Genomic DNA, 23,932 nt, shown 5'->3' with positions numbered 1-23,932 from the left:
GGAAATCACCGCATGCAGCTGCTCGTTCCACGGCTGTTGATCGCACCGTCTTGCACCTCGATCTCCTTGCTGCGCAATGCGACCGCACCATACCGCCTGAGTTTAACGGCCGATTCGAGGCGTCACCCGGCGTTTACGGGCCCAACACTTCCTGCATGCGCTCTTCCCACGGATGTTGCTCGTAGGCTTTCGGCCTCGCCCGCGGCTTTCCCACTTTCACCGTTCCGAGGAGTCCGTCGGGGCCTTCGATTCGCACCCACACGCGTTTCCCGTCGACGGGTTCGGTCAGGATCTCCTTGATCGCGCGCAGGCCCTCCTCGTCGAATTCGCCCTCGGTGTAGAAGGTCCACTCGCTGTCAGGGCCTTCAGCGTTGTTCACGCTTGTGAGGAACATGTCGGAGGCGGCGTCCACATGTTCGGCTTGTTCCACCAGTTCGGTGTAGGTGGTGTATTCGGAGACAAGCTGAAGGCGCGGCAATAAGAATGGTTCGCCCTCACCGCCCGGCATGCCTGTCGGACCGCGCTCCTGGGCCGGTTTTGCCAGAGGAAAGCCCATCATCATTAACGACGCATCTGGGTACTTCTGCACATGGCTGTACGCCTTGTCCCGGAAGGCGCGGGCGTCATCGTCGCTGACGGACATATTCCGGGTCACCTCCGCGTCGATTTCTATCCGGTGGGGCGCGTGCAGTTTCAGTTTCTTCACCTCGGGCGCAGCGAACGGCGCGTACAGCTCTTCCGCGTCAGCGGCTTTCTCCGCCTCGGGGAGCTCGCCGGACCAGGTGAACGTCGTCCCGTCGATGTCCGCCGACACGCCAGCAGCGGTCAGCTTCGTCGCACGACCCGGCTCCGGCCCCTTGCCCTCGAGGGCGACCAAAGCAGCGAAGAATTCGGGCACGCTTCCGACATTGAGGGTCCCGCTGACTTCCGCCCGGGTGAATTCCTCCGGCTCGGCGCCGACGTAGGAGAAGGTGAGGTCTTTCATCACGGGATCTTCGGCAGCCCATTCATCTAGGCTTTTCATGTTGGATCGGTGCGGCCCGCCGGGGCCGCCGTGGGCGGGTTCGTAGAGAAACGCGGCGAGGAACACGAAGGAGTAGGTCGCGACCACCGCGCCGAGGCCGATCTTGTCCTTCTTTTTCACAGGCGCGATTTTAGCGGCGAAACTTCCGCTACGACGCGGCGATGGCTTGCAGTTGCGCGCTCCAGGGCTCGTTGCGGGCGGGCTGCGCGTCACGGGGTTGCCCGACGTCGGCCATACCTAGTCGTCCGTCGGGGCCGTGGAGGACGAGGGTCGCGGTCTTGCCGTCGATAGGCGTGGCGAGCAGCTCCACGACGGCGCGCACATCGGCCTCGTCGAAGGGATCCTCGGTGTAGAAATCCCACACGGAGTTCGTGACGCGGTTGTCGACGGAATCGAGCCGCATCCGGCTCGCGGCAGCGACCCGCTCGATAAAAGGGATCACCTCGCGGGCATCGTCGAGAAGCAGTCGCCCGGCAGGTGGGAAGCCGTGCAGCGCGAAATCGGTCCCGCGCGCACCGAGATGTTCGTAGGCGGCGTCGCGGAAGTCGCGCGCTTCGCCATCGCTTATCGACGCCTCCCTGTACACCCTCCCCGTGAATCCCCCATCACTAGTTACCACAGTCACCTCGATTTCCCCCACAGCCGGTGCCGCGAACGGCGCCAGGATCTCCGTCATGTCGCCGCCGAATTCCTCCGACGGGAACGGGCCCTCCCACGAGAAATCGGTGCCGTCGATATCCGCGGAGAGATGGGACGTGAAGGCGTTGATCACACCTTCTTGCACCTCGATCTCCTTGCTGCGCAATGCGACCAAAGCGTCGACGAATTCCGGCACCGTATCCACATTCAGCGAACCCCCGACCGAGATATCCGACGACTTGAAACCGCCGGCCACCACCCGCGTGAAATTCACGTCCTGCAACGCCGGCTCGGTCTGCGCCCACGACTCCAACTGCGCGACCTCATCGGCCACTGGGTCCGCGCACCCGCCAAGCAGCATGGCAAACGCACCCACCACACCGAGAACAGCCCTGCGCATCATGCGAACAATACTAATGCGCACCAAAAACGCCCGCCCCCAAAATCCAACAGTGTGTGGGATGGGGGCGGGCGTGGGGTGGTCGTCGATAAGCGTTTTAGCGTGCCTTCTCGATGACCTCGACGAGACGGAAGTGCTTGTCCTTGGACAGCGGACGCGTCTCCTCGATGCGGACGAGGTCGCCGATGCCGGCGGTGTTCTCCTCGTCGTGTGCCTTCACGCGGCTGGTGTTACGGACGATCTTGCCGTACAGCGCGTGGGACTTGCGGTCCTCGATCTCGACAACGATGGTCTTATCCATCTTGTCGGAGACCACGTAGCCGCGGCGGCGCTTCTGCAGGCCCTTGTTCGTTTCAGACATTAGTTAGCTCCTTCACCAGGGACGGTGGACAGGCCAAGCTCACGCTCACGCAGCACCGTGTAGATACGTGCGATGTCACGCTTGACCGCCGGGATACGACGGTTGTTGGTCAGCTGACCGGTCGCCAGCTGGAAGCGCAGGTTGAACAGCTCTTCCTTGGCGGCGCTCAGGCGGTCATTCAGCTCAGCATCATTGAGCTCACGGAACTCGTGTGCAGGGGTTCCAGTAGCCATTAGAACTGGTCCTCCTTCGAGATGATACGAGTCTTGCACGGCAGCTTAGCGCCAGCGCGGCGCAGAGCTTCCTGAGCGACAGCCTCGTTCGGGTAGGACATTTCGAACAGGATGCGGCCAGGCTTGACGTTGGCCACCCACTTCTCCACCGGGCCCTTACCGGAACCCATACGCACGCCGAGCGGCTTCTGGGTCAACGGACGATCCGGGAAGATGTTGATCCAGACCTTGCCGCCACGCTTGACGTGACGGTTGATGGCAATACGAGCTGCCTCGATCTGGCGGTTGGTGATGTAGGCCGGCTCGAGAGCCTGCAGGCCGAAATCACCGAAGTTAATGGTGTTGCCGCCCTTGGACACGCCGGAACGACCCGGACGGTGCTGGCGACGGTACTTAACGCGCTTCGGGATAAGCATGTGTCTTAGCCCTCCTTCTTCTGCTCTGCGCGCTGGCGGCGCTGGCCACCGCGGCGGGGACGGCGGTCACCGCGGCCGCGGCGCTCATTGCCCGGAGCGTTCAGCTCGGACTCGCGCACGCCACCAACGACGTCGCCCTTGTAGATCCACACCTTGACACCGATGTTGCCGAAGGTGGTCTCTGCCTCAGCCAGGCCGTAGTCGATCTCCGCACGCAGGGTGTGGAGCGGGACGCGGCCCTCGTGGTAACGCTCAACGCGGGACATCTCAGCGCCGCCGAGACGGCCGGAGCACTGAATCTTGATGCCCTTGACCTGCGGCTGGCGCATAGCGGACTGGATAGCCTTGCGCATCGCGCGGCGGAAAGCCACACGGTTGACCAGCTGCTCAGCCACGTTCTGGGCGACCAGAGCGGGGTTAGCGTCGACGTTTTTGACCTCGAGGATGTTGAGGGCGACCATCTTGCCGGTGAGCTTCTCCAGCTCGCGGCGGATGCGGTCAGCCTCAGCACCGCGGCGGCCGATCACGATGCCCGGACGTGCCGTGTGGATGTCCACGCGGACGCGGTCGCGGGTGCGCTCGATGACGATGTCAGCGATGCCGGCGCGCTGCAGGTTCTTGTTCAGGTACTCGCGGATCTTGATGTCCTCGGAGACGTAATCCGCGTAGGACTTGTCGGCGTACCAGTGGGACTTCCAGTTAGAAGTGATGCCCAGCCGGAGGCCGTGCGGGTGGATTTTCTGACCCATTGTTTAAGCCTCCTTCTGGCTCTCGACTACCACGGTGATGTGGCAGGTGCGCTTACGGATCTGGAAGGCGCGGCCCTGGGCGCGCGGCTGGTAGCGGCGCATCGTGGGACCTTCGTTGGCGTATGCCTCGGAGATGACCAGCGTGCGCGGGTCAAGACCGAAGTTGTTCTCGGCGTTCGCAGCAGCGGACGCGACGACCTTGGCCACCTGGGTGGACACGGACTGCGGCGCGTACTTCAGGATCGCCAGGGCCTCGGACACGGACTTGCCGCGGACGAGGTCGAGAACACGGTTCGCCTTCATCTGGGAAGTGCGCACGTACTTCGCGGTTGCGTGTGCGGAAGTGATCGTTTCACTCATCGCTTATCGACGCCCCTTCTCTTCCTTGACGTGACCCTTGAAGGTCTTGGTCGGTGCGAACTCACCGAGCTTGTGGCCGACCATGGACTCGTCGATGAACACCGGCACGTGCTTGCGGCCGTCGTGGACGGCGAAGGTGTGGCCGATGAAATCGGGGAGAATGGTCGAACGGCGGGACCAGGTCTTGATGACCTGCTTGGTGCCAGCCTCGTTCTGTGCGTCCACCTTGTTGAGGAGGTGTTCGTCGACGAACGGGCCTTTCTTCAGGCTGCGTGGCATGTGAATTTACCTCCTCTTAGCGCTTCTTGTTCGGGCGGCGGCGACGCACGATCATGTTGTTGGAATAACGGTTCGGGTTGCGGGTGCGACCTTCCTTCTGGCCCCACGGGGAAACCGGGTGGCGACCACCGGAGGTCTTGCCCTCGCCACCACCGTGCGGGTGGTCGACCGGGTTCATGACAACACCGCGGACAGTGGGCCTCCAGCCCTTCCAGCGCATACGGCCGGCCTTGCCCCAACGGATGTTGATCTGGTCAGCGTTGCCGACCTCACCGACGGTCGCGCGGCAGCGGATGTCCACGCGGCGGATCTCGGAGGACGGCATACGCAGAACTGCGTAGGAGCCTTCCTTACCGAGCAGCTGAATGGACGCGCCAGCGGAACGAGCCAGCTTCGCACCTGCGCCCGGCTTGAGCTCCACAGCGTGGATGGTCGTACCGGTCGGGATGTTGCGCAGCGGCAGGTTGTTGCCGACCTTGATGTCGGCGTTAGCGCCAGCCTCGATGACCGTACCCTGGGTCAGGCCCTTCGGTGCGATGATGTAGCGCTTCTCGCCGTCTGCGTAGTGCAGCAGCGCGATGTTGGCGGTGCGGTTCGGGTCGTACTCGATGTGAGCGACCTTTGCCGGGATGCCGTCCTTGTCGGAGCGGCGGAAGTCGATCACGCGCCACTGGCGCTTGTGACCGCCACCGCGGTGACGGGTAGTGATGTGACCGTGGGAGTTACGGCCACCGGTCTTCGGGAGCGGTCGCACCAGGGACTTTTCCGGGGTCGAGCGAGTGATCTCGTCGAACTCGGAAACGGAGCTGTTGCGGCGACCCGGGGTTGTCGGCTTGTACTTACGAATAGCCATAGTGGTTCCTTTTCTGCTCGAACTCTTTTTGGTGCGGAGCCGTTAGGCGACGCCGCCAAAAATGTCGATGGAGTCGCTGCCCTCGCGGAGGGTGACATACGCGCGCTTGGTGTCCTTCCGCTTGCCCCAACCGGTGCGGGAGCGCTTGCGCTTGCCCTCACGGTTGACGGTGTTCACGGAAGCGACCTTCACGCCGAAGATGTCCTCCACGGCAATCTTGATCTGGGTCTTGTTCGCGTTCGGGTTGACGTAGAACGTGTAGGTGTTCTGCTCCATCAGCGCGTAGGTCTTCTCGGAGACGACCGGGGCGATGATGATGTCGCGCGAGTTAGCGGTCTTAGCCATTAGTTCTCCTCGCTTTCAGCAGCTGCGACCACGGTGGAGCCGGAGGCTTCGGTGGTTGCGGCGTTGGCGCGGTTGACGAAGTCGTGCAGAGCCTCGACAGAGAAGACGACATCGTCGGCGTTGAGCACGTCGTATGCGTTCAGCTGACCCGGCTCGAGGATGGTGACGCCCGGCAGGTTCCGTGCGGAAAGACGGGAGTTAGCGTCCTCGCGGCCGATGACCAGCAGCACCGACTTGCGGTCGGTCAGGCGCTCGATGAAAGCGCGTGCGGACTTCGTCGACGGGGTCTGGCCAGGGACGAGCTCCTCGACCACGTGGATGCGGTCGTTCTGAGCGCGGTTGGTCAGGGCACCGGCGAGAGCGGCCTTGATCATCTTCTTCGGGGTGCGCTGCGCGTAGGAACGCGGCTGCGGACCGTGGACGGTGCCACCACCAGTGAAGTGCGGAGCACGGATCGAACCCTGACGGGCGCGGCCGGTGCCCTTCTGGCGGAACGGCTTCTTGCCACCGCCGGCGACCATGCCACGGGTCTTCGTGGCGTGGGTGCCCTGGCGCTTAGCAGCAAGCTGCGCGATGACGACCTGGTGCATCAGCGGAACGGATGCCTCACGGTCGAAGAATTCAGCCGGGAGCTCGACGGAACCCTTGGTGGCTCCGTCAGCGGTGTGGACATCGAGTGTCAGTGTCATGCGTGAGCACCGCCCTTCACTGCGGTCTTGACGGTGACGAGGCTGCCCTTAGCACCCGGGATAGCACCCTTGATGAGGAGCAGGTTGGAGTCGCCGTCGATCCTTTGAATCTTGAGGTTCTGGGTGGTCACACGGTTGCCGCCCATGCGGCCAGCCATGCGGGTGCCCTTGAACACGCGGCCCGGGGTGGCGCAGCCACCGATGGAGCCGACGCGGCGGTGCGAAGCCTGGTTACCGTGAGCGGCACCCTGGCCTGCGAAGCCGTGACGCTTCATGGCACCTGCGTAGCCCTTGCCCTTGGTGGTGCCGGCAACGTCGACGAAGGATTCATCCTCGAAGATATTGACGGTCACTTCCTGGCCGAGCTCGTAAGCAGAGGTGTCGTCCATGCGGATCTCTGCCACGTGGCGGCGCGGGTTCTGGCCGGCCTTCTTGTAGTGGCCTGCCTGAGGCTTCTTTGCCTTACGGGGGTCGATTTCGCCGTAGGCGATCTGGATGGCGGAGTAGCCATCGGTCTCTTCAGTGCGGATCTGGGTGACAACGCACGGCCCAGCCTCGACGACGGTGACCGGAATGACCCGGTTCTCCTCGTCGAAGATCTGGGTCATGCCGAGCTTGCGGCCCAGAATGCCCTTGATCTCGTTAGTCATATGTCTTGTTCTCCCTACTGGATGTTCACGTCAACGCTCGCGGGGAGGTCGATGCGCATGAGGGCATCAACCGTCTTCGGCGTCGGGTCGAGGATGTCGATGAGGCGCTTGTGGGTGCGCATCTCGAAGTGCTCGCGCGAGTCCTTGTACTTGTGGGGAGAACGAATAACGGCGTACACGTTCTTTTCAGTGGGCAACGGCACCGGTCCGACGACGCGGGCACCCGTGCGGGTGACCGTCTCAACGATCTTCTTCGCAGATGCGTCGATCGCTTCGTGGTCGTAGGCCTTGAGCCGAATGCGGATCTTCTGTCCCGCCACGTTAACCTCTTCCTCGCTTCCCACGTTCTGTGTCTTGCTCGCGCTCGCCACAAAAGAGGTGGGATTGATAGCTTTCAGTTTCTCTATAACGTTGTCCGGTTTGGGGCCGGCGCCAACGCCAGTGTCTGTTCAAACGAATGACTGCCATGACAATCGGCGGAAGGTGTGCACGCGCCTAAACAGCGCATGTTCAGTGCTTCCGCTGGGATGAGATCCCCATCGTCAGGCTCGGAAGGGGTTTCATAAAGCATGATCGCCTATCGACGACCACACCCACGTGGCCCTTACGTACTGCCGCTGTTTATTTGCCATGCCCCTTCTCCGGTCCCCGGTCTCGAGAGTGCCTACTCAGGTGGTGGCCTGTGCTCGATCGCAGGTCCTTCGTCGATAAGCATGATGCTCATCGTGCAAAGGTGTCATGTTCGCCTTACCAGCAGCGCTTATGCGCCGTGTTAAAGCAACCCAGGTATTCAAACACACTGGTCGTCGAAAAGGCAAATAGTCTCAAAATGGTGTCATTTCCGCTCCTGCGTGGCCGGACCAGAGTTTTGCACATACGATGGGCCAGTGTTACGTCGGTACGTCTTACCGGCGCAGACACCGCACATTAAAAACTTCCTGAAAGGATTGTCATGGCTGACAACGACCAGAACACCCCGAACACTCCGGCAACCGGCGGCTCCACCACCCCGGAGGCTCAGGCACAGCCGCGCAACGAGGTTCTTGAGACCGAGCACGGCACCACCGTCATCGATGACAACGTCGTGGGCAAGATCGCCGGCATCGCTGCCCGCGAGGTCTCCGGCGTGCACAACCTGGGCGGCGGCGCTGCCCGCATGTGGGGTGCTGTGCGTGAGTCCCTGACTTCTTCCACCAATGTTCAGCAGGGCGTCAACGTCGCTGTGGAGAACGGCCACGCGAACGTCGCTGTCGCTGTCATCGCTGAGTACGGTGTCGCGATCCACGAGCTGGCTAACGCTATCCGCGAGAACATCACCATCGCGATCACCCGCATGACCGGCCTGATCGTCGACCGCGTCGACGTCACCGTCCACGACGTGAACCTGCCGGAGGAAGCTACCGAGACTGAGCAGACCACCCAGTCCAACCAGCAGGCTCTGGACCAGTAAGAATGGCCGCATTCTCCGTCACCCAGGAAGTCGCGGAAACCATCCGTGACGCGGCGTTGTCAGTCGACGGTGTGGCGGGAGTGTCCGGCGGCCGCATGGGGCAAGCGTTCCTGCGGGTCAGTGGCGCGATGATCGAAGGCATTCAGCTTATCGACGACAGCGTCCCCCACCTCGCCCTGCACCTCACCTACGACCTGTCCTCCCGCCGCCAGATCCCCGCGATCGTGACTGATGTCCGCACGGCGGTAACGTCCCTGCCCGTCTTCGCGGACATGGACGCCGATCCGCGCATCGACGTCGTTTTCGATGACGCTGCGTAAAGAACCGCGCGAACAACCGCGTAATCAACAACGCACAAGAAATGTGGAATACACATGAACATTTTCTCTAACAAGACCGTCCTCGGTGCCGTCATCGGTATCGTTCTGGCGTTCGCTCTGATCTTCGGAGGCTGGCTCGGGTTCTTCTTCACGCTCCTGTTCGGCGCCATCGGCGGCGTCGTCGGCGCGCAGCTGGAGGGCCGCATCGACCTGGCTGATCTCGTCAGCACCACCTCCGGGCGGGGTCGTGGGTAATGGATCCAGCCGCGTACCGCATTAGCGAAAAAACCGTCCAGCGGATCGGCGAAGTTGCCGTACTAACGGTCCCGGGTGTCCGCGCCATCGACGCGAAGCTCGCTGGCCTGGCTGGCCGCAGCTTCCCGCGCGTGAACGCCCAGATCGACAGGCCTGGGGGCTCCGTGATCCTCGACGTCGAGATCGTCAGCTCCTACCCCGCCCCCGTCGGTGCGATCACCGACGAGGTCCGCGAGACCATCGGCTCCCATGTGGAGACCTTGACGGGACTGGCTGTCCAGAAGGTCAACATCGTCGTCGTGGACGCCGAATCCATGGCGCTGGGCCAGCGCGTGACCCGCAACGACCTGCTGCACCACCCGACGGGCATCGCGCCCGCCACGATCCGCGTCGCCAGGTCGAAGGTCTTCTCGCCGCAGGTGAAAGCACCGGTCAGGCTCGCCGACATCGTCGTCGACGACTCGACCTACAACCAGCTGACCTCGGTCCATACCCCGGACCCGATGCAGATCCGCCACATCACCACACCGCTCCCGCCGCACCCGCAGCCGGTTCAAGCACCGGAGCCACGTCGCGTGACGACAGTGGAAACCCCAGAACCGGTCCGCCCCGTTTCTCCGGAGCGTCCGGATCCGGCACCGCTGCGCGCGGTCAGCGTCGAAAAGCCTGTGCGTCTGCGCCACGTGAGCGCACCTGCCCCAGCGCCGCTGCGCACGATCGACGTGAACCGCATTGCGCCCCGCATTCCCGCGGAGCGACCCGCACCCACACCACTGCGTCTAGTCGAAGTCGCACGCCCGTCGCAGCTCACTCCGGTGTCCCTGCCGGCGCAGCGCCCGCTGACGCAGATCGAGGTGCGGAGGCCGCACCATGTGGACGTCGTCAAGCCAATGCCCGAACCGCTCCGCGCGATCACCGTTCCGCTCCTGGACGTCGTGAGCCCGCAGCTGCCTCCGCAGCGCCCGCTCGATGAGATCACCATCAACCCGGACCGGGCAGACGACGACGCCCTCGAAAAGCCCATCGGCAACTCCACGCAAACCGTGCGAATCCGCCCCGACAAGGAGGTGCAGCGACCGTGACCCGCCCCACCCACGAATTCACCGGCCCACGCTCCGGCGCCGAACCCAAAGGCAACCCGTCGGTCCGGTGGCTCACCATCCTCCTCGGACTGGTGCTGCTCGCCCTCTCCGGCGTCATCGGGCGCGACCTGTGGTACCGCTACCAAGAAAACGATCCGCAGAACTCCTGGGTGCGCCCCGTGCTCGAGTGGTTCGGCACCGCAGCCGTGAACCCGGTCGGCGTCGCAGTCGGCATCGTCGTCGCGCTCGTCGGCCTCTGGCTGATCATCGCCGCGTTGAAGCCGCGTCCGCGCCGCTACGTGCGCGTCGACTCTGCCTCCTCCATCTGGATGCGCCCCGTCGACGTCGCGCGCAAGGCCACCGCGTCGGCGCGCAACGAGCTCGGCCGCGCCAATATCGCGTCCCGGGCCACGCGTAAAAAGCTCACCGTCGACGTTGAAGACGACGGCTCAGTCGATCTCGACCACCGCCTCACCGACGTCCTCGGCGGCGAAATGCAACGCCTCGCGCAGACCCCGCAAGTCCGCGTCAACATTCACCGCCCAACCCAAGCGAAGGAGCTGGCATGACACGCACACTGGCATTCTTCGACCGGCTGATCATCTTCCTGCTCGGCCTTCTCCTGCTCGCCGGCGGACTCATTCCAGCCGCGCTGTACTGGGATATCCCCTACGTCTCCGAGTTCGTGCGCGGCATCAACCGCTCGCTGCTCACTGACGTGCCCGGCATGAACTGGTACACGGTGGCGCTCGTGGGCACGATGATCGGTGCGATCATTCTCGGCCTGTGGATGATCATGCCGAATATCCGCAACCGCGGGTTCAGCAACCGATTCATCGGCACCGCGGCGTTGGACTTGGGCGACACCCGCGTCAATGTGGCGCGTGTTGCGCAAGCGGCGTGCAACCACGCGGAGCGCTCTGAGATTGTGAAGCAGGCGAAGCAGTCCGTCGCCTACGTCGGCGACCGTCCGACCGCTACCTTCACCGTCACAGCCAACCCGGATTACGACCTGGAGACCGTCGTGGCGTTCGTCGAAGCGATCGACGCGGACTTCCGCGACGCGGTCGACACGATGGACATCGACACGGTGTTCAAGCTGCACCTCGACAAGGTCGCTGCTTAGCTCTCCACGAGCAGGAGCTTGACTACCTCCCCCATGGTCACTGCTTCCCCACCCGCGGTCTCGTAGACGAAATTCTCTCCCATACGACAACGCACGACCTGGTTCCAGGCGTGCGTTGTTTTCGTCACCGTGCGTTTGTCGACCTGCCAGAGGTGCAGCCGCTGCGTAATCAGCATCCGAACGCCGCCGGCGAGGAGGACGAGCCAGACGGAATTGCCGATCTCGTCGCGCGCCAGGCCGTCGATGCTGGTTGCGGCTGGGGTGTCCTGTCCGCTGCCAGTGCCAGAGCCGGTGACGCTACCGGTGGCGGTGCTATCAATGCGGGAAATCAGCGTCACCACTCCCAGGCGATGCTCCATGCCTTCGCTGTCTGCGATCGTGAGCATCCGTCCGGGCCCCGTCGGACGAACCGAGTCGTACTGCCACACGCTCGGCTGCCGGTCACGATCCCCGAGAGAGCGCACCACGACATCCCCGGCCGCAGTCAGCGTGACACGATGCGCGGGAGAGACAGTCTCTACCAGCACATCGTCTGACACGCGTCCATCCTGGGCGCGGGGAAGGTCGGAGGGGTGGGCGAAGGATTCGTCGATAAGCAATTGCTCGAGTTCCTCGTCCGTCGTGCCCCAGCCCGCGCCGCGGTTGGCCAAGATGCCGAAGAGGGTCGCCAACGGTAGATCCGGCTGTCCCTCCCACGTTCGGCGAAGCTGATCGAGAACACGCGGTATACGAGCGGGGTCATGCACATTGCCCAGCTTACGCGGGTCGCAAACGATAAAATTAAGGCATGTGGCCAGTAGCGCTCGACGTCGATACGTCCCTGCTTCGCCTCGCGCCCTGCGACTTTGCTGAAGGCTCACCCGTCACCTTCCTCGAAGCGCAATACGTGCGCGACAACGCTGGCGCGTGCGGAGTGCGCGTCGCGTACTGTCTCGCCGACGGCACCACCAACTACGCCTGGGAACCCCACCTGCAACTCGAGCCCGTCGACATCCCGCTCCGCGGCCCCATCGCGCATAACGCGCCGGCTGAATTCAGCGCTCAAACATTCGAGCTGGGTGAAGGCGGCATCGCCATCGACATCGCTTTCACCGCCGACGGGCACCGTCTCGCGTGGCACGCCCGCCAGCCGAGACCGTGGAGCGGATTCGACTTCATGGCACCGCCCGCGGCCGCCATCGCCGAGCCGACCGGCCTGTTCTTTCCGTACATGCGCGAGTTCAGTTTCGTTCGACAGCCGCTCGACTTTGAGGCCTCGTTCGATGGAATTCCCCTGATCCCGCAGAAGCTGCCATTCCTGTGGGGTGGACGGCGCGCAGTCAGCTTCAAAGCAGCGCGCGGGTCCCTGGCTGTCGATCTCATGCCCGACGGAGCCGACTGCACGCGTGGCGACGATCCGGGGGCGGACATCGACAGCCACGGTCGCCTTCACGCTGTGCGACGCACGGACGGGTCCCTCCCCGTCGAAATTCACTTCACCCCTCCCCTTCCCGCGGTCAGCCAACTGCCGAGTCGTGGAAGCAGAACTATTGGGTGGAGTCTCACCGTCGGTGAAGATCACGTTATGAACGGGACCGTCATGCTCTCGCCCGGCAACACCGGGACCGACATGACCTGGTCCGTTGACAAATCGTGGAGCGGTGTCAAGCAACGAGGCGCAGCCTGGGTGCTTACTCGATTGATCCCGTTTCTCACACGGTGGCCCCGCCACTACTCGTGGAGCGGCGCTGTGCACGCCGACGGATCCGTCACCGGATCGTGGATTAACGCGAAGCCGAAAACCTAGTGGCAATTGCAGCGCGGGCAAACGCCTCAACCCGCAAAGTGCAAAATGAAAGCACCCGGATGGCGAGTGTGCGGTATTTGAGAACAATCTCAAGAACGGGTGAAGGATGCCCACTCATGGCCGGAGTGCTGCCACTGATTCTAGCTCAAGAGTTTCAGAACTTCTTCGGTGTGGAATGGGTCGAGGGTGTGGGAAGGGTCGGCTGGTTCGCTGAGAAGCGTTCCGCCTGCAAGTCGAATATAGGTGGCGATGCTCATCGTGGCATTGCCCCGCACGTTGTCGAGCAAGACCTGCGTTTCCGTTCGTGTGGTTTCGGTGTTGATCGGCGCGTTCGCGTGCACTTTGGTGTTCCAGTCCACCCACACGAGCTCGCGGCGCTCCAGGTCGATGACGGCGACCGTGGCGTAGTTCGACTTTGCAGTCAAGTCGATCCGCGCGATCACCTCGCTGGCTTCGAAGTCCTCCCCCGCCGAGATGGTCCTGTTCGTCATTACACCGATCTGGGCCTCGGGGACCGTGTCGAAAGGCCCACCCGAATACGCATACCCAAGGAGTACGAGATAGCGGTAGCCTGCGGCTTTCGTTGCCTCGATGTCCAGCTGGATGTACTCTGCGGCCCCGTTCGGCGCGGATGTCAGATCACCGGAATGAAACGCTCCCGTCTCTTCGTCGCGAAGGTATGTGTACGAAATATGGCGTTCTTTCTTCCCGTCTTCGCTGGCAAAATACGCCGTCAAATCGAGGTCGACGGACCGCTCCGGCTTATTGCGCCAATGCAGGAAGAAGCGCATGTAGCGGTTATCCCCGAGCGCGATACGGCTGCCGCGGCCCGCTGTCCGGGTGCCGCTCGACGCGCTGCGCAGACCCAACGGGATAGCCAGGCGTTGGGAGGCGGAGGGGAACGGTTCGTCGAAGAAGAAGGATCTTCCGGCAAGGCGCCCGGACAGCCCGTATTCCACCGCGGCGACGATATCGCTGTAGTCCTCGTCCAGGGAAAGCGTGTTCAGGATGAATGACGTGCCACTTCCGGCCCGGCGCGGCAGAACGACGCGGTAGGGCATGGTTTGCATGCGTTCCGAGTTGAAGAAATTCCACATCTGCACGAGCACACGAGGCGCCACTTGTGGGGCAATTGTTCGGAACGTCTGGACGATAGCGTTCCGGTGTTGTGGGAGATGCCGTACGAGAGCGTGAAGGCGGCGAGCGAAATCGCCGGGATTCTCCGCGAGCAGCGGGAGCAGCGCATCGATATCGCCTGCGGCGACAAGCTGCTCAATGCGGTGTTCGCGCGCTGGGCCGATATCGATGCCGTTGCCGTGGACGAGGTCGCGCATAGCGTTTGTTCGCTCCGCCCACCGGTATTCCTGGGGGTGCAGGGCGCGAAACAGTCGCTTCCACCGCTCTATGTTCCGCTGCACGTCGTAGAGGTGCTCAGTCCATTCACCCCGCTGCAGCACATCCTCCAAAGCCGCCATGACGCGGCGGCGGTCTGCCCGACGGAGGCGGAACCGGGTGTTCTCCCCGAGGCTGCGCGACCCACCGCTTAACTCGCTGGCGAGGCGGAGGACATCCGTTGGTGTTTTCAGAAACGGTGTCCAGTCGTGGCCGCCAGCCCGGATCGCCGCGAGAAAAGCTAGGTTTTCGCGGATGGGCACGTCAACGGCTGCGGGCACGAATGGGCTCAAGGTGCGCACATCCGCCGCATCGACGTCTGAATACGGCTGGGAGGATGCAACGAGCGCTTCGCTTATCGACGCAATGTCCGCCCCGTTCCCTGTCCGCACCGGACGCAACGTGCGCACCTGCAGAGGTTCTCGTTGCATCACCTCCGCGGGCGGGCGAGGTGGCAACCATTGGTAGCCGGCGGAGCCGTAGACGTAATGCAATACGGCGGAGAGCATCAACTCATCGTCGGACAATCCTGGAACGGTTGCCCTGAAGTCGGGGTGCAGCGTCGTTTTCTTGGCCTTGCTCTGACCGGTGATCTCATTTGCTGCAGCGACCACATCGCGCAGCGATTGGGGGTCTGCCGCCGCCAATGCGTCGACATCCTCGTCCTCGACCCGGAACCCGAGTAACGCTAGCTCGTACAGGCACGTGTGAACCTGGTCCGGAGATGAAGACCCCGGCACAACATGGAGCAGGTTGCGTCGGCGGAGCGCTATCTCAGCTAGCCGTGGCCGGGCATCTGCGGAAACTTCTATGGCGACGGGGTCAAACGGCGGTTGCGTCATGCCACACGATTTTAGATCTCTGGGCGTTGAAGCTCCTGCCAACAAAATAAAAAAGCCGCACCTCACAGAGGAGGTGCGGCTGATCTAGGAAGCTAGTCGGAGACTAGTCCAGGATCTTGGTGACGCGGCCAGCGCCGACGGTGCGGGAGCCCTCGCGGATAGCGAAGCGCAGGCCCTCGTCCATAGCGACCGGCTGGATGAGCTCGACGGACATGTCGACGTTGTCGCCCGGCATGACCATCTCGGTGCCCTCCGGCAGCTTCACAACACCGGTGACGTCGGTGGTGCGGAAGTAGAACTGCGGACGGTAGTTGTCGAAGAACGGGGTGTGGCGGCCGCCCTCGTCCTTGGACAGGACGTAGACGGAACCCTCGAACTTGGTGTGCGGGGTGTAAGCGCCCGGTGCGATGATGACCTGGCCACGCTCGACGTCCTCACGCTTGAGACCACGGAGCAGCAGAGCGGCGTTGTCGCCAGCCTCAGCGGTGTCGAGAAGCTTGTTGAACATCTCGATGGAGGTGACGGTGGTCTTCTGGGACTTCTCGCGGATACCGATGATCTCGACCTCGTCGTTGAGGTTCAGGACACCACGCTCGACACGGCCGGTAACAACGGTACCGCGGCCGGAAATGGTGAAGATGTCCTCGATCGGCATCAGGAACGGCTTGTCGGTCTCGCGCTCCGGATCCGGAATGGAGTCGTCGCAAGCCTGCATGAGGTCCACGACGGACTGGACCCACTTCTCCTCGCCCTCGAGAGCCTTCAGAGCGGAGATGTGGACGATCGGAGCTTCCTCGTCGTAGTCCTGCTCTGCGAGCATTTCGCGGATCTCCATCTCGACGAGCTCGATGATCTCTTCGTCGTCGACCATGTCGCACTTGTTCAGTGCAACGAGGATGTACGGGACGCCGACCTGGCGGGCGAGCAGCACGTGCTCGCGGGTCTGCGGCATCGGGCCGTCGGTAGCAGCAACCACGAGGATCGCGCCGTCCATCTGAGCAGCACCGGTAATCATGTTCTTGATGTAGTCGGCGTGGCCCGGGGCGTCAACGTGAGCGTAGTGGCGCTTCGGGGTGTTGTACTCCACGTGGGAGATGTTGATGGTAATGCCGCGCTCGCGCTCCTCCGGAGCCTTATCGATCGAGTCGAAAGCGAAAGCCTTGTTCTCCTCCGGGTACTGGTCAGCCAGCACCTTCGTGATAGCGGCGGTGGTGGTGGTCTTGCCGTGGTCGACGTGACCGATGGTGCCGATGTTCACGTGCGGCTTAGAGCGCTCGAACTTTTCCTTTGCCACTGTTTGTCCTCCTGGACGTGCATGTGACTACGACTCTCGCAGCCACGTGGATTTACTTCTGCCTTGCTTTCATTTCCTAGCACGCGGTCCACCGTGTCCCACCTTCGGGGGTGGTTTACCGGTGCGTCGGGCATGGAAACAATGGCCATTTCACAATGTGCCAGTTACATGATCCTAGATTTGTTAACGCCGTTTTTCAAACCATGACGGGGAGGGTTTCAGGCCCCTCCTCATGGTCTTTCGGGCGACCCACGTGGCGTGGACCCACCTAGTGGTAACGGCCGGCTCAAAGTCTCACTTGGTGAGGCTCTCAGCTCGACCGCTACCGCGGCGCCGTGCGCTCCCCTAGTGGCACGGAGGATCTAGGGGAGCACCGTGAGGCTTCGCGTTTTAGGCGTTGCCGTTGCGCTCGTCGATGATCTCCTGAGCGATGCTGCTCGGGACCTCGGCGTAGGAGTCGAACACCATGGTGAAGTTCGCGCGGCCTGCGGTCGAGGAGCGGAGGTCACCGATGTAGCCGAACATCTCGGAGAGCGGGACCTTTGCCTTGACGACCTTGGCGCCGGAGCGGTCTTCCATGGCGTAGACCTGGCCACGGCGGGAGCTGATGTCGCCGTTGACGGTGCCCATGTACTCCTCGGGGGTGACGACCTCGACGGCCATCATCGGCTCGAGCAGAACCGGCTTCGCCTTAGCGACGGCTTCCTTGAGCACCTGGGAACCTGCCAGCTTGAACGCCATCTCGGAGGAGTCGACGTCGTGGTAGGCGCCGTCCTCGAGGGTGGCCTTGATGTTGACCAACGGGTAGCCGGCGAGGAAGCCGTACTGCATCGCATCCTGGATACCAGCGTCGACGGACGGGATGTACTCCTTCGGGACGCGGCCACCGGTGACGGCGTTCTCGAACTTGTAGGTTGCGGACTCGCCCTCTTCCAGGGTCTCCGGGTCCGGCTCGTACGGCTCGACGGTGACGATGACCTTCGCGAACTGACCGGAACCACCGGTCTGCTTCTTGTGGGTGTAGTCGAGGGACTCGACCTTCTTGCGAATGGTCTCGCGGTAGGCGACCTGCGGGGAACCGATGTTCGCCTCGACCTTGAACTCGCGCTTCATACGGTCGACGAGGACGTCGAGGTGGAGCTCGCCCATGCCGCCGATGACGGTCTGGCCAGACTCGTCGTCAAGCTTGACGGTGAAGGTCGGGTCCTCTTCGGCGAGCTTCTGGATAGCGGTACCCAGCTTCTCCTGGTCGGCCTTGGTCTTCGGCTCGATGGCGACCTGGATCACCGGGTCCGGGAAGTCCATGGACTCCAGGATGATCGGGTGGTCCGGGTTGCAGAGGGTGTCACCGGTCGTGGTGTCCTTCAGGCCGATGAACGCGTAGATATTGCCGGCATCAGCGTGCTCGACCGGGTTCTCCTTGTTCGCGTGCATCTGGAAGAGCTTGCCGACGCGCTCCTTCTTGTCCTTCGTGGAGTTGAGCATCTGCTCGCCCGGGATAGCCTGGCCGGAGTAGACACGCACGTAGGTGAGCTTGCCGAAGAACGGGTGAACGGCGATCTTGAACGCCAGAGCGGAGAACGGCTCCTCGACGGACGGCTTACGGGTCATCGGCTCACCGGTGCCCATAGCGGTGCCGTTGACCTCGCCGACGTCCAGCGGGTTCGGCAGGAAGTCGACGACAGCGTCGAGCAGCGGCTGGACGCCCTTGTTGCGGTAAGCGGTACCGCAGTAGACCGGGTAGACCTCGGAGTTGACGGTCATCTTGCGGATGGCGCCCTTGATCTCCTCCATGGTCAGCTCTTCGCCGCCGAAGTACTTCTCCATGAGCTCTTCGTCGGACTCTGCGACGGTCTCGAGGAGCTTCTCGCGGTACTCTTCAGCCTTCTCCTGGAGGTCAGCCGGGATCTCCTCGACGGTAGCCTCGGTACCGATCTCGGTCTTGCCGCGCCAGGTGAGGGCCTTCATCTGCAGCAGGTCGACAACGCCGTCGAAGTCGTCCTCGGCGCCGATCGGGATCTGCATGACCAACGGCTTCGCGCCGAGGCGGTCGACGATGGTGCCGACGGTGTAGAAGAAGTCTGCACCGAGCTTGTCCATCTTGTTGACGAAGCAGATACGCGGAACGTCGTACTTCGCGGCCTGACGCCACACCTGCTCAGACTGCGGCTCAACGCCTTCCTTGCCGTCGAAGACGGCGACTGCGCCGTCGAGGACACGCAGGGAACGCTCGACCTCAACGGTGAAGTCGACGTGGCCCGGGGTGTCAATGATGTTGATCTGGTTGTTGTTCCAGAAGCACGTCACGGCAGCGGACGTAATGGTGATGCCGCGCTCTTTCTCCTGCTCCATCCAGTCGGTGGTCGCGCCACCGTCGTGGGTCTCGCCGACCTTGCGGTTCAGACCGGTGTAGAAGAGGATGCGCTCGGTCGTGGTCGTCTTACCGGCATCGATGTGGGCCATGATGCCGATGTTGCGGACCTTGTTCAGATCCTTAAGCACTTCTTGTGCCACGTTGTGTACCCCAACTCGTTTGTCGTCGACGCCCATAAGCCGTATCCCCCGTTTCTCACGGGGCGGCCGAAGACGCCTTGGCGGATATTTTCCTTGGTCGATTCTGCCACTTTATCGCTGATCTGGCATTACGAAGTCTCTGAAACTTCGTGCCGGTATCCGGCGGGGCAACCAAAGAACACCCCCGCCGGGTACGTTGCAGCGGGGAACTACCAGCGGTAGTGGGCGAAGGCGCGGTTTGCCTCTGCCATCTTGTGGGTGTCCTCGCGGCGCTTCACGGATGCGCCGAGACCGTTGGATGCGTCCAGGATCTCGTTGGCGAGGCGCTCGGTCATGGAGTTCTCGCGGCGCTGGCGGGTGAAGGTCACCATCCAGCGGAGGGCGAGGGTGGTGGAGCGGCCCGGACGGACCTCGACCGGGACCTGGTAGGTCGCACCGCCGACGCGGCGGGAGCGGACCTCGAGGTCCGGGCGGATGTTGCCCAGTGCCTTCTCGAGGGTGCCGACCGGGTCGGTGCCGGTCTTCTCGCGGCACATCTCGAGCGCGCCGTAGACGATGCGCTGTGCGGTGGACTTCTTGCCGTCCTGGAGGATCTTGTTGATCAGCTGGGTGACCAGCTCGGAGTCGTAAACCGGGTCCTTGACAACGGGACGCTTCGGAGCTTGCTGCTTACGCATTGTTCTTTACTGTCCCTTCTTCGCGCCGTAACGGGAGCGAGCCTGCTTGCGGTCCTTGACGCCCTGGGTATCCAGTGCGCCGCGGATGATCTTGTAGCGAACACCCGGGAGGTCCTTCACACGGCCGCCGCGGACGAGGACCATGGAGTGCTCCTGGAGGTTGTGGCCTTCGCCCGGAATGTAGGCGGAGACCTCGATGCCGGAGGTCAGGCGGACACGCGCGACCTTACGGAGAGCAGAGTTCGGCTTCTTCGGGGTGGTGGTGTACACGCGGGTGCACACGCCGCGGCGCTGCGGGGAGCCCTTCAGCGCAGCAGTCGCCACCTTCTTGCTTTTGTCGTGACGGCCCTTGCGGACCAGCTGCTGGATAGTTGGCATACCAACTCTTTCTTGTTCGGGGGTCGCACTCCCCTGGGCTGGAAAGGTGGTCAAACATGCAAAAATGGGGGCTCTTCTTCGGGGCCCTGCCGTTTTCACATGAACTCACCTTCGCTGCCCCGGAGGGTGCGTGGAGTTCAATGGTTTCCCTACCCCGGCACGCGGGGCGGAATCGGTAGAGAAATTACACGCCGCGCCATCGCAAAAGCAAATCGGACCTCGGCAATGACCGCCGCGCCGCGAAAGTGCCAATCATCGTTTGCAGGGAGAATTGCGCAGCCAGTTGGTATATTCAGGACATGTCGTCCGAGATTGAACGCTCAGAAGCGCAGCTGCCGCGTAAGCGCGCGAGTTCAGCTGCCCGCCAGGCCACGGCCAATCTGCTCACTGAGGCTCTGGCTGACGGCCAGATCGACATCACGGAATTTGACGAACGCACCGCCCAGGTTTGGCAGGCCACATATGCCGACGAACTGGAACATTTGACCGCCGACGTGGCGGTCCCCGACAGCAAAAAGCCGGATTCGCAGGTGACTGCGACTCCGCGCACTCAGCCAACCATGGAGATTGTCCCGCACCAGGGCGGTTCAGCTTTCTCCTTCGCAGTAATGGGTGGCTCGACGAGCAATGGGTCGTGGCACATCGCACGCCACCACACGTCACTCGCGATGATGGGCGGCAACTACCTCGACCTACGTGAAGCGACGCTCTCCTCGCACGAAACGGTGATCACCGCCGTCGCATTGATGGGCGGCATCGAGATCGTCGTACCCGAAGATGTCCGGGTCATTAGCGAGGGCTTCGGAATCATGGGAGGATTCGGCGTCACGGACCACCCGTCGTGCACATTGCGTATCGACGACATCCCAGCAAGCGCCCCCATCGTCCGAGTCCGCGGGCTGGGTCTGATGGGTGGAGTAGGCATTACCCGCGCGGCGCGAGGAGCACGCGTCTGATAGCGCCGGATTCTCTCCGTGAGGGCTAGTCCTCCCGGTGGCGGGCGATGACGGCGTCCCAGGGGCCGGCCCAGCCGTCGTCACGCGATTCGGCGGCGACGGGTTCGATCTCCCCGTCGTTCCCCAACGCTTCGGTGAGGAAGAGGATGGCACTACGCGCGGGGTGGGTGGGCACGGTGTCGGCGTTGCCGGAGTGGTTCGCGTCGAAATCGCTGCGCGCCGCACTTTCGAAGGCCAGGGCGCTGGTGGTGTACCACTGCATCAAGAGCATCGGGTCGATGCCGTTTGCCCAGGACCACGGTATTTTCGCGCGTCCTTGGACAACAGCGAAGCAGATCATCGAGTTCCGGCCGAAGGTGAGGTGGCGCTCCCAGGCGTCGCCGTCGGTGTCGCCCGCGTACCGCTCCAAGTGCTTCTGCATGTTGTCCAGGTGGGCGACGACGGCTCCGTTATCGGCACCGAGTACTGCGGTGACGGTTTCCGCCAGAAGGGCGAGGGCGGTGCGAGCGGTGTGGCCATCGGGCTCGGCGGTGCCGTCGATAAGCGGATGCTTTGCCGTGAGCTCGTCGATGATGCGTGATTGCTCGTCGGGCGTGAACTCATTTTTGAAAAAGCCGGAGAGGTTGAATGCGCCGAAGTAGCCACCGAACGGCCCGCTGTCTTCGCTGTTGCCGAGCTTCGGCGCGAGGCGGTTGATGCGGCGCGTCCAGTCGTCGTTGCGGTCGATCCAGCCTGCGCTGCGCGCGTCGAGCGCGATGCGGTACGCGAGCAGGAGGTCATTGTTCTTCTCCGCGATGATCGCCATTTGGCGGAAGCACGGGTGCTCCTCGCTGTAGGCAGAGCTGTCGTGCGCGCCTTTGATGCGCTTCTCTCGCGCCTCGAGCTGCAGTTTCGCAGCCTCCTGGATGTTCCCCTTGCTGCTTGCTTCTTCCGCTTTCTTCTCCAGTGCGCTGGCTTTGCGGTACGCGCCACGTTTGATGCGCTCGCGCTTGGCACGCAGGACGCGCGCTTCGATATTGACGTTGTCTTGCGCGATCCGCAACGTCATGTCGAGGGCGTGCGAGGCGTAATTGCGTTGCCCGTAGAAGTAGTTCATGACGCGGATCTGCGCGTGGTGGAGGTCGATCAGTGCGTCGTCGTCAAGCTGGTCAGGTGCGGGAAGGTGCGCGTAACGCTCCATTAGCTTATCGATGATTTTTCCCTGCAGCTCCGGGTTCTTGCTCACCCAAATGAGCAAATCGGACAGGAAACTGACGTCAATGGACCGCTCTGCTGGCGCGCTGAGGATGCTCTGGCCGTGCCGGCTTTTTTGCTTGAAGACCTCGTCCAGAATCGTCCGGTCCATGTCGGTGAGTCCACCCCACCAGTCCTGGAGCCCGAAGTAGTTGATCGAGTTCTGGTTGTCCGCCATAGCACCTCCTCAATCTGGCAAGACCGATTTAAAGACCCGGGAAGGGCACCACGTTCAGAAGGATGAGCAGTCCCAGCACGAAGATCATCAACAGCACGACGCAGATCGCCGCCAGTATGACCAGCCCCGATTTGGACCCGCCCTGCTTGCCTTCCGCACCGGTGCGCGCCTCGCTCCGCTGGCGCTGCTGCGCATCACCGTAAGGCTCACCGTACGCCTCGCCATATGCCTCGCTGTCACGCGCCGTCGTCTGCGGAACTCGCCGCGGCTCCGGCGTGTCCTGAACACGCGAGCGCTCAGCCCCTGCGCCACCCAGCGCCGGACGCTGCTCCGCGCGCTGTTCGTAGCTGCCGCCGCCGTACGGGTTCGATTCGTAGCGCTGCTCCTCATTGCGCGTCGCCCCGCCCAGCTGCGTGCCGTACGGGGTCGACTCGTAGCGCTCCTGCTGTTGCGGTGTTTGCGGGGCCTGCGACCGCGCCTGTGCCGTCGCTCCCCCAACGTCAGCGGCTGTGCTCCCGCCTGCCGGCGCACCAAGCGCAAATCCTGGCGTGGATGCGCCCGGCGACTGTGCCTTGATCACTTCCGTCTGCGGCTCTGCTTGCGTCGGCTGCACTGGCTGCGCTGGCTGAACTTGCTGCACTGGCTGCGCTGCCTGGCGCGGCTGCTCATGTGACGGCTGCGGGGCGTCCGGCAGCGCTGCGAATGGCGCGACATCGGTGAAGTCGTACTGGTCAGCTGCGGTGGGGTTTTCGCGGGTCATTTTCTCGTACCTCGTTTTCCTACAGGTCCTGAACGGGCACAACGCCCAGTGCATTGAGGTGGATATCTGCCACGTGCAGCGGTGCCGCAGTGGGGTCGAGCGGCGGATCGGGGATGAACGTCCAGGCCACGATTGCGATGAAGGCAATCAGCAGAGCAAGGCCGATGACACCGAGGATTTTGCTCCAAATCCGGGAGCGTCGCTGCTCAGTCTCCTGCACCTTCTCGTCGCGGGCGGCGGCGATGGTGTCCGCTTCATCCGTGCTCATCTGAGACGGGTCGACCTGACCAGGCTGCTGGAATGGGCGCGGCCCACCGAACTGGTTCTGCCCGAAGCCGCCTGCGGGTTGCGCCGGTTGGGCCGGGTTCGCGGGGTTGGCGTGCTGCGGGAACTGCGGTGCATTACCACCGGGCCCGAAGCCTGGCTGCGCTCCTGGGTTCATGCCGTTCGTCATCGTTGCGGCCCTTCTTCTCGCGGCGCGGCCCCCTGATCGAATTTGTAGGGCGACGCGTACGGGTTGTCATTGTGCGGTTGCTGCTGCGGCTGGTACTGCGGGTACTGCTGGCCCGGCATCTGCTGCTGGCCCGGCGCAGGCTGCTGCTGGCCCGGCGCAGGCTGCTGCTGGCCCGGCGCAGGTTGTGCCGAAGGCTGCTCGGTGGGGTGCAGTGCCGGCCACTGTTCCATCGAGGGC

31 protein-coding genes are annotated in these 23,932 nt (G+C 63.1%); 8 read left to right on the top strand and 23 right to left on the bottom strand.

Annotation, left to right across the window (positions count from 1 at the left end):
* Positions 1 to 133: 133 nt before the first annotated feature.
* The 13 genes from J5Y21_RS09525 to rpsJ form a co-directional block, all read right to left on the bottom strand.
* Positions 134 to 1,144 carry a hypothetical protein gene (locus J5Y21_RS09525; protein WP_210574981.1) on the bottom strand — a complete coding sequence of 337 codons (1,011 nt, stop codon included), beginning with the start codon at positions 1,142 to 1,144 and terminating at the stop codon, positions 134 to 136.
* 28 nt (positions 1,145 to 1,172) lie between these two features.
* Positions 1,173 to 2,066: a hypothetical protein gene (locus J5Y21_RS09520; RefSeq protein ID WP_210574980.1), complete on the bottom strand. Its 894-nt coding sequence runs from the start codon at positions 2,064 to 2,066 to the stop codon at positions 1,173 to 1,175.
* A gap of 94 nt (positions 2,067 to 2,160) precedes the next feature.
* The gene (rpsQ, locus tag J5Y21_RS09515; RefSeq protein ID WP_210574978.1) at positions 2,161 to 2,424 is read right to left on the bottom strand and encodes a 30S ribosomal protein S17; all 264 of its coding nucleotides are present in this window, start codon (positions 2,422 to 2,424) and stop codon (positions 2,161 to 2,163) included.
* Positions 2,424 to 2,657: a 50S ribosomal protein L29 gene (gene rpmC, locus J5Y21_RS09510; RefSeq protein WP_210574975.1), complete on the bottom strand. Its 234-nt coding sequence runs from the start codon at positions 2,655 to 2,657 to the stop codon at positions 2,424 to 2,426. The genes rpsQ and rpmC overlap by 1 nt, the downstream gene beginning before the upstream one ends.
* Positions 2,657 to 3,073, bottom strand: a complete 417-nt coding sequence (gene rplP, locus J5Y21_RS09505; protein WP_210574973.1) for a 50S ribosomal protein L16 — start codon at positions 3,071 to 3,073, stop codon at positions 2,657 to 2,659. Before rplP ends, rpmC begins: the two co-directional genes overlap by 1 nt.
* A 5-nt stretch (positions 3,074 to 3,078) precedes the next feature.
* Positions 3,079 to 3,822, bottom strand: a complete 744-nt coding sequence (gene rpsC / locus J5Y21_RS09500) for a 30S ribosomal protein S3 (protein ID WP_210574971.1) — start codon at positions 3,820 to 3,822, stop codon at positions 3,079 to 3,081.
* Positions 3,823 to 3,825: 3 nt separating this feature from the next.
* Positions 3,826 to 4,182: a 50S ribosomal protein L22 gene (gene rplV, locus J5Y21_RS09495; RefSeq protein WP_210574969.1), complete on the bottom strand. Its 357-nt coding sequence runs from the start codon at positions 4,180 to 4,182 to the stop codon at positions 3,826 to 3,828.
* A 3-nt stretch (positions 4,183 to 4,185) separates the two neighbouring features.
* On the bottom strand, positions 4,186 to 4,461 hold the full coding sequence (gene rpsS, locus J5Y21_RS09490; RefSeq protein WP_005286746.1) for a 30S ribosomal protein S19: 276 nt from the start codon (positions 4,459 to 4,461) through the stop codon (positions 4,186 to 4,188).
* Between the two features lie 16 nt (positions 4,462 to 4,477).
* Positions 4,478 to 5,314, bottom strand: a complete 837-nt coding sequence (rplB, locus tag J5Y21_RS09485; RefSeq protein WP_210574967.1) for a 50S ribosomal protein L2 — start codon at positions 5,312 to 5,314, stop codon at positions 4,478 to 4,480.
* A gap of 42 nt (positions 5,315 to 5,356) precedes the next feature.
* Positions 5,357 to 5,659 carry a 50S ribosomal protein L23 gene (gene rplW / locus J5Y21_RS09480; protein WP_210574964.1) on the bottom strand — a complete coding sequence of 101 codons (303 nt, stop codon included), beginning with the start codon at positions 5,657 to 5,659 and terminating at the stop codon, positions 5,357 to 5,359.
* The gene (gene rplD / locus J5Y21_RS09475; protein WP_210574962.1) at positions 5,659 to 6,348 is read right to left on the bottom strand and encodes a 50S ribosomal protein L4; all 690 of its coding nucleotides are present in this window, start codon (positions 6,346 to 6,348) and stop codon (positions 5,659 to 5,661) included. The genes rplW and rplD overlap by 1 nt, the downstream gene beginning before the upstream one ends.
* A complete protein-coding gene (gene rplC / locus J5Y21_RS09470; protein WP_210574960.1) occupies positions 6,345 to 6,998 on the bottom strand; it encodes a 50S ribosomal protein L3 in 654 nt (217 codons plus the stop codon). Before rplC ends, rplD begins: the two co-directional genes overlap by 4 nt.
* 14 nt (positions 6,999 to 7,012) lie before the next feature.
* The gene (rpsJ, locus tag J5Y21_RS09465) at positions 7,013 to 7,318 is read right to left on the bottom strand and encodes a 30S ribosomal protein S10 (protein ID WP_003848085.1); all 306 of its coding nucleotides are present in this window, start codon (positions 7,316 to 7,318) and stop codon (positions 7,013 to 7,015) included.
* Positions 7,319 to 7,950: 632 nt separating this feature from the next.
* Between rpsJ and J5Y21_RS09460 the strand changes: the two genes are divergently transcribed.
* From J5Y21_RS09460 to J5Y21_RS09435, 6 genes are read left to right on the top strand one after another with little or no spacing between them, the layout of a single operon-like run.
* Positions 7,951 to 8,448: an Asp23/Gls24 family envelope stress response protein gene (locus J5Y21_RS09460; RefSeq protein WP_210574957.1), complete on the top strand. Its 498-nt coding sequence runs from the start codon at positions 7,951 to 7,953 to the stop codon at positions 8,446 to 8,448.
* 2 nt (positions 8,449 to 8,450) lie between these two features.
* Positions 8,451 to 8,768: a hypothetical protein gene (locus tag J5Y21_RS09455; RefSeq protein WP_210574955.1), complete on the top strand. Its 318-nt coding sequence runs from the start codon at positions 8,451 to 8,453 to the stop codon at positions 8,766 to 8,768.
* A gap of 54 nt (positions 8,769 to 8,822) precedes the next feature.
* Entirely contained in the window at positions 8,823 to 9,023 is a 201-nt protein-coding gene (locus tag J5Y21_RS09450; RefSeq protein WP_210574954.1) for a hypothetical protein, read from the top strand.
* Positions 9,023 to 10,105, top strand: coding sequence for an Asp23/Gls24 family envelope stress response protein (locus J5Y21_RS09445; RefSeq protein WP_210574951.1), 1,083 nt, complete (start codon positions 9,023 to 9,025; stop codon positions 10,103 to 10,105). Before J5Y21_RS09450 ends, J5Y21_RS09445 begins: the two co-directional genes overlap by 1 nt.
* Complete coding sequence (locus J5Y21_RS09440) at positions 10,102 to 10,674, top strand: DUF6286 domain-containing protein (protein WP_210574945.1); 573 nt, start codon at positions 10,102 to 10,104, stop codon at positions 10,672 to 10,674. The genes J5Y21_RS09445 and J5Y21_RS09440 overlap by 4 nt, the downstream gene beginning before the upstream one ends.
* Positions 10,671 to 11,231: a hypothetical protein gene (locus J5Y21_RS09435; RefSeq protein ID WP_210574943.1), complete on the top strand. Its 561-nt coding sequence runs from the start codon at positions 10,671 to 10,673 to the stop codon at positions 11,229 to 11,231. The genes J5Y21_RS09440 and J5Y21_RS09435 overlap by 4 nt, the downstream gene beginning before the upstream one ends.
* Here the strand turns inward: J5Y21_RS09435 and J5Y21_RS09430 are convergent.
* Positions 11,228 to 11,977, bottom strand: a complete 750-nt coding sequence (locus J5Y21_RS09430) for a hypothetical protein (protein WP_210574937.1) — start codon at positions 11,975 to 11,977, stop codon at positions 11,228 to 11,230. The two genes, J5Y21_RS09435 and J5Y21_RS09430, sit on opposite strands and share 4 nt — an antisense overlap.
* Before the next feature lie 41 nt (positions 11,978 to 12,018).
* On the opposite strand from J5Y21_RS09430, the gene J5Y21_RS09425 reads away from it, so the two are divergent.
* Positions 12,019 to 13,017 (top strand): hypothetical protein, encoded by a 999-nt coding sequence (locus J5Y21_RS09425; RefSeq protein WP_210574935.1) that lies wholly within the window; start codon positions 12,019 to 12,021, stop codon positions 13,015 to 13,017.
* Positions 13,018 to 13,157: 140 nt separating this feature from the next.
* Here J5Y21_RS09425 and J5Y21_RS09420 read toward each other — a convergent pair whose 3' ends face one another.
* The 5 genes from J5Y21_RS09420 to rpsL all read right to left on the bottom strand — a co-directional run bounded on the left by J5Y21_RS09420 (position 13,158) and on the right by rpsL (position 20,114).
* The gene (locus J5Y21_RS09420; RefSeq protein WP_210574933.1) at positions 13,158 to 15,251 is read right to left on the bottom strand and encodes a TerD family protein; all 2,094 of its coding nucleotides are present in this window, start codon (positions 15,249 to 15,251) and stop codon (positions 13,158 to 13,160) included.
* Positions 15,252 to 15,354: 103 nt separating this feature from the next.
* Positions 15,355 to 16,545: an elongation factor Tu gene (gene tuf / locus J5Y21_RS09415; protein ID WP_210574931.1), complete on the bottom strand. Its 1,191-nt coding sequence runs from the start codon at positions 16,543 to 16,545 to the stop codon at positions 15,355 to 15,357.
* 390 nt (positions 16,546 to 16,935) lie between these two features.
* Positions 16,936 to 19,059: an elongation factor G gene (gene fusA / locus J5Y21_RS09410; RefSeq protein ID WP_210574929.1), complete on the bottom strand. Its 2,124-nt coding sequence runs from the start codon at positions 19,057 to 19,059 to the stop codon at positions 16,936 to 16,938.
* 209 nt (positions 19,060 to 19,268) lie between these two features.
* Positions 19,269 to 19,736, bottom strand: a complete 468-nt coding sequence (rpsG, locus tag J5Y21_RS09405; protein ID WP_210574927.1) for a 30S ribosomal protein S7 — start codon at positions 19,734 to 19,736, stop codon at positions 19,269 to 19,271.
* Between the two features lie 6 nt (positions 19,737 to 19,742).
* On the bottom strand, positions 19,743 to 20,114 hold the full coding sequence (rpsL, locus tag J5Y21_RS09400; protein WP_076598032.1) for a 30S ribosomal protein S12: 372 nt from the start codon (positions 20,112 to 20,114) through the stop codon (positions 19,743 to 19,745).
* A gap of 299 nt (positions 20,115 to 20,413) precedes the next feature.
* Between rpsL and J5Y21_RS09395 the strand changes: the two genes are divergently transcribed.
* Entirely contained in the window at positions 20,414 to 21,070 is a 657-nt protein-coding gene (locus J5Y21_RS09395) for a DUF1707 domain-containing protein (RefSeq protein ID WP_210574918.1), read from the top strand.
* Between the two features lie 25 nt (positions 21,071 to 21,095).
* Here J5Y21_RS09395 and J5Y21_RS09390 read toward each other — a convergent pair whose 3' ends face one another.
* The 4 genes from J5Y21_RS09390 to J5Y21_RS09375 form a co-directional block, all read right to left on the bottom strand.
* On the bottom strand, positions 21,096 to 22,481 hold the full coding sequence (locus J5Y21_RS09390; protein WP_210574911.1) for a hypothetical protein: 1,386 nt from the start codon (positions 22,479 to 22,481) through the stop codon (positions 21,096 to 21,098).
* Positions 22,482 to 22,509: 28 nt separating this feature from the next.
* The gene (locus J5Y21_RS09385) at positions 22,510 to 23,241 is read right to left on the bottom strand and encodes a hypothetical protein (protein ID WP_210574909.1); all 732 of its coding nucleotides are present in this window, start codon (positions 23,239 to 23,241) and stop codon (positions 22,510 to 22,512) included.
* A gap of 19 nt (positions 23,242 to 23,260) precedes the next feature.
* Complete coding sequence (locus J5Y21_RS09380; RefSeq protein WP_210574907.1) at positions 23,261 to 23,695, bottom strand: hypothetical protein; 435 nt, start codon at positions 23,693 to 23,695, stop codon at positions 23,261 to 23,263.
* The coding region (locus tag J5Y21_RS09375) for a hypothetical protein (protein ID WP_210574905.1) at positions 23,692 to 23,932 on the bottom strand (241 nt) is incomplete at its 5' end. The genes J5Y21_RS09375 and J5Y21_RS09380, both read right to left, overlap by 4 nt.

The sequence above is a fragment of the Corynebacterium sp. Marseille-P3884 genome (genome assembly GCF_017942225.1).
Taxonomy (GTDB): domain Bacteria; phylum Actinomycetota; class Actinomycetes; order Mycobacteriales; family Mycobacteriaceae; genus Corynebacterium.
The sequence above is the reverse complement of the archived record's forward strand: the minus strand, read 5'-3'. Positions and strand labels throughout refer to the sequence as shown.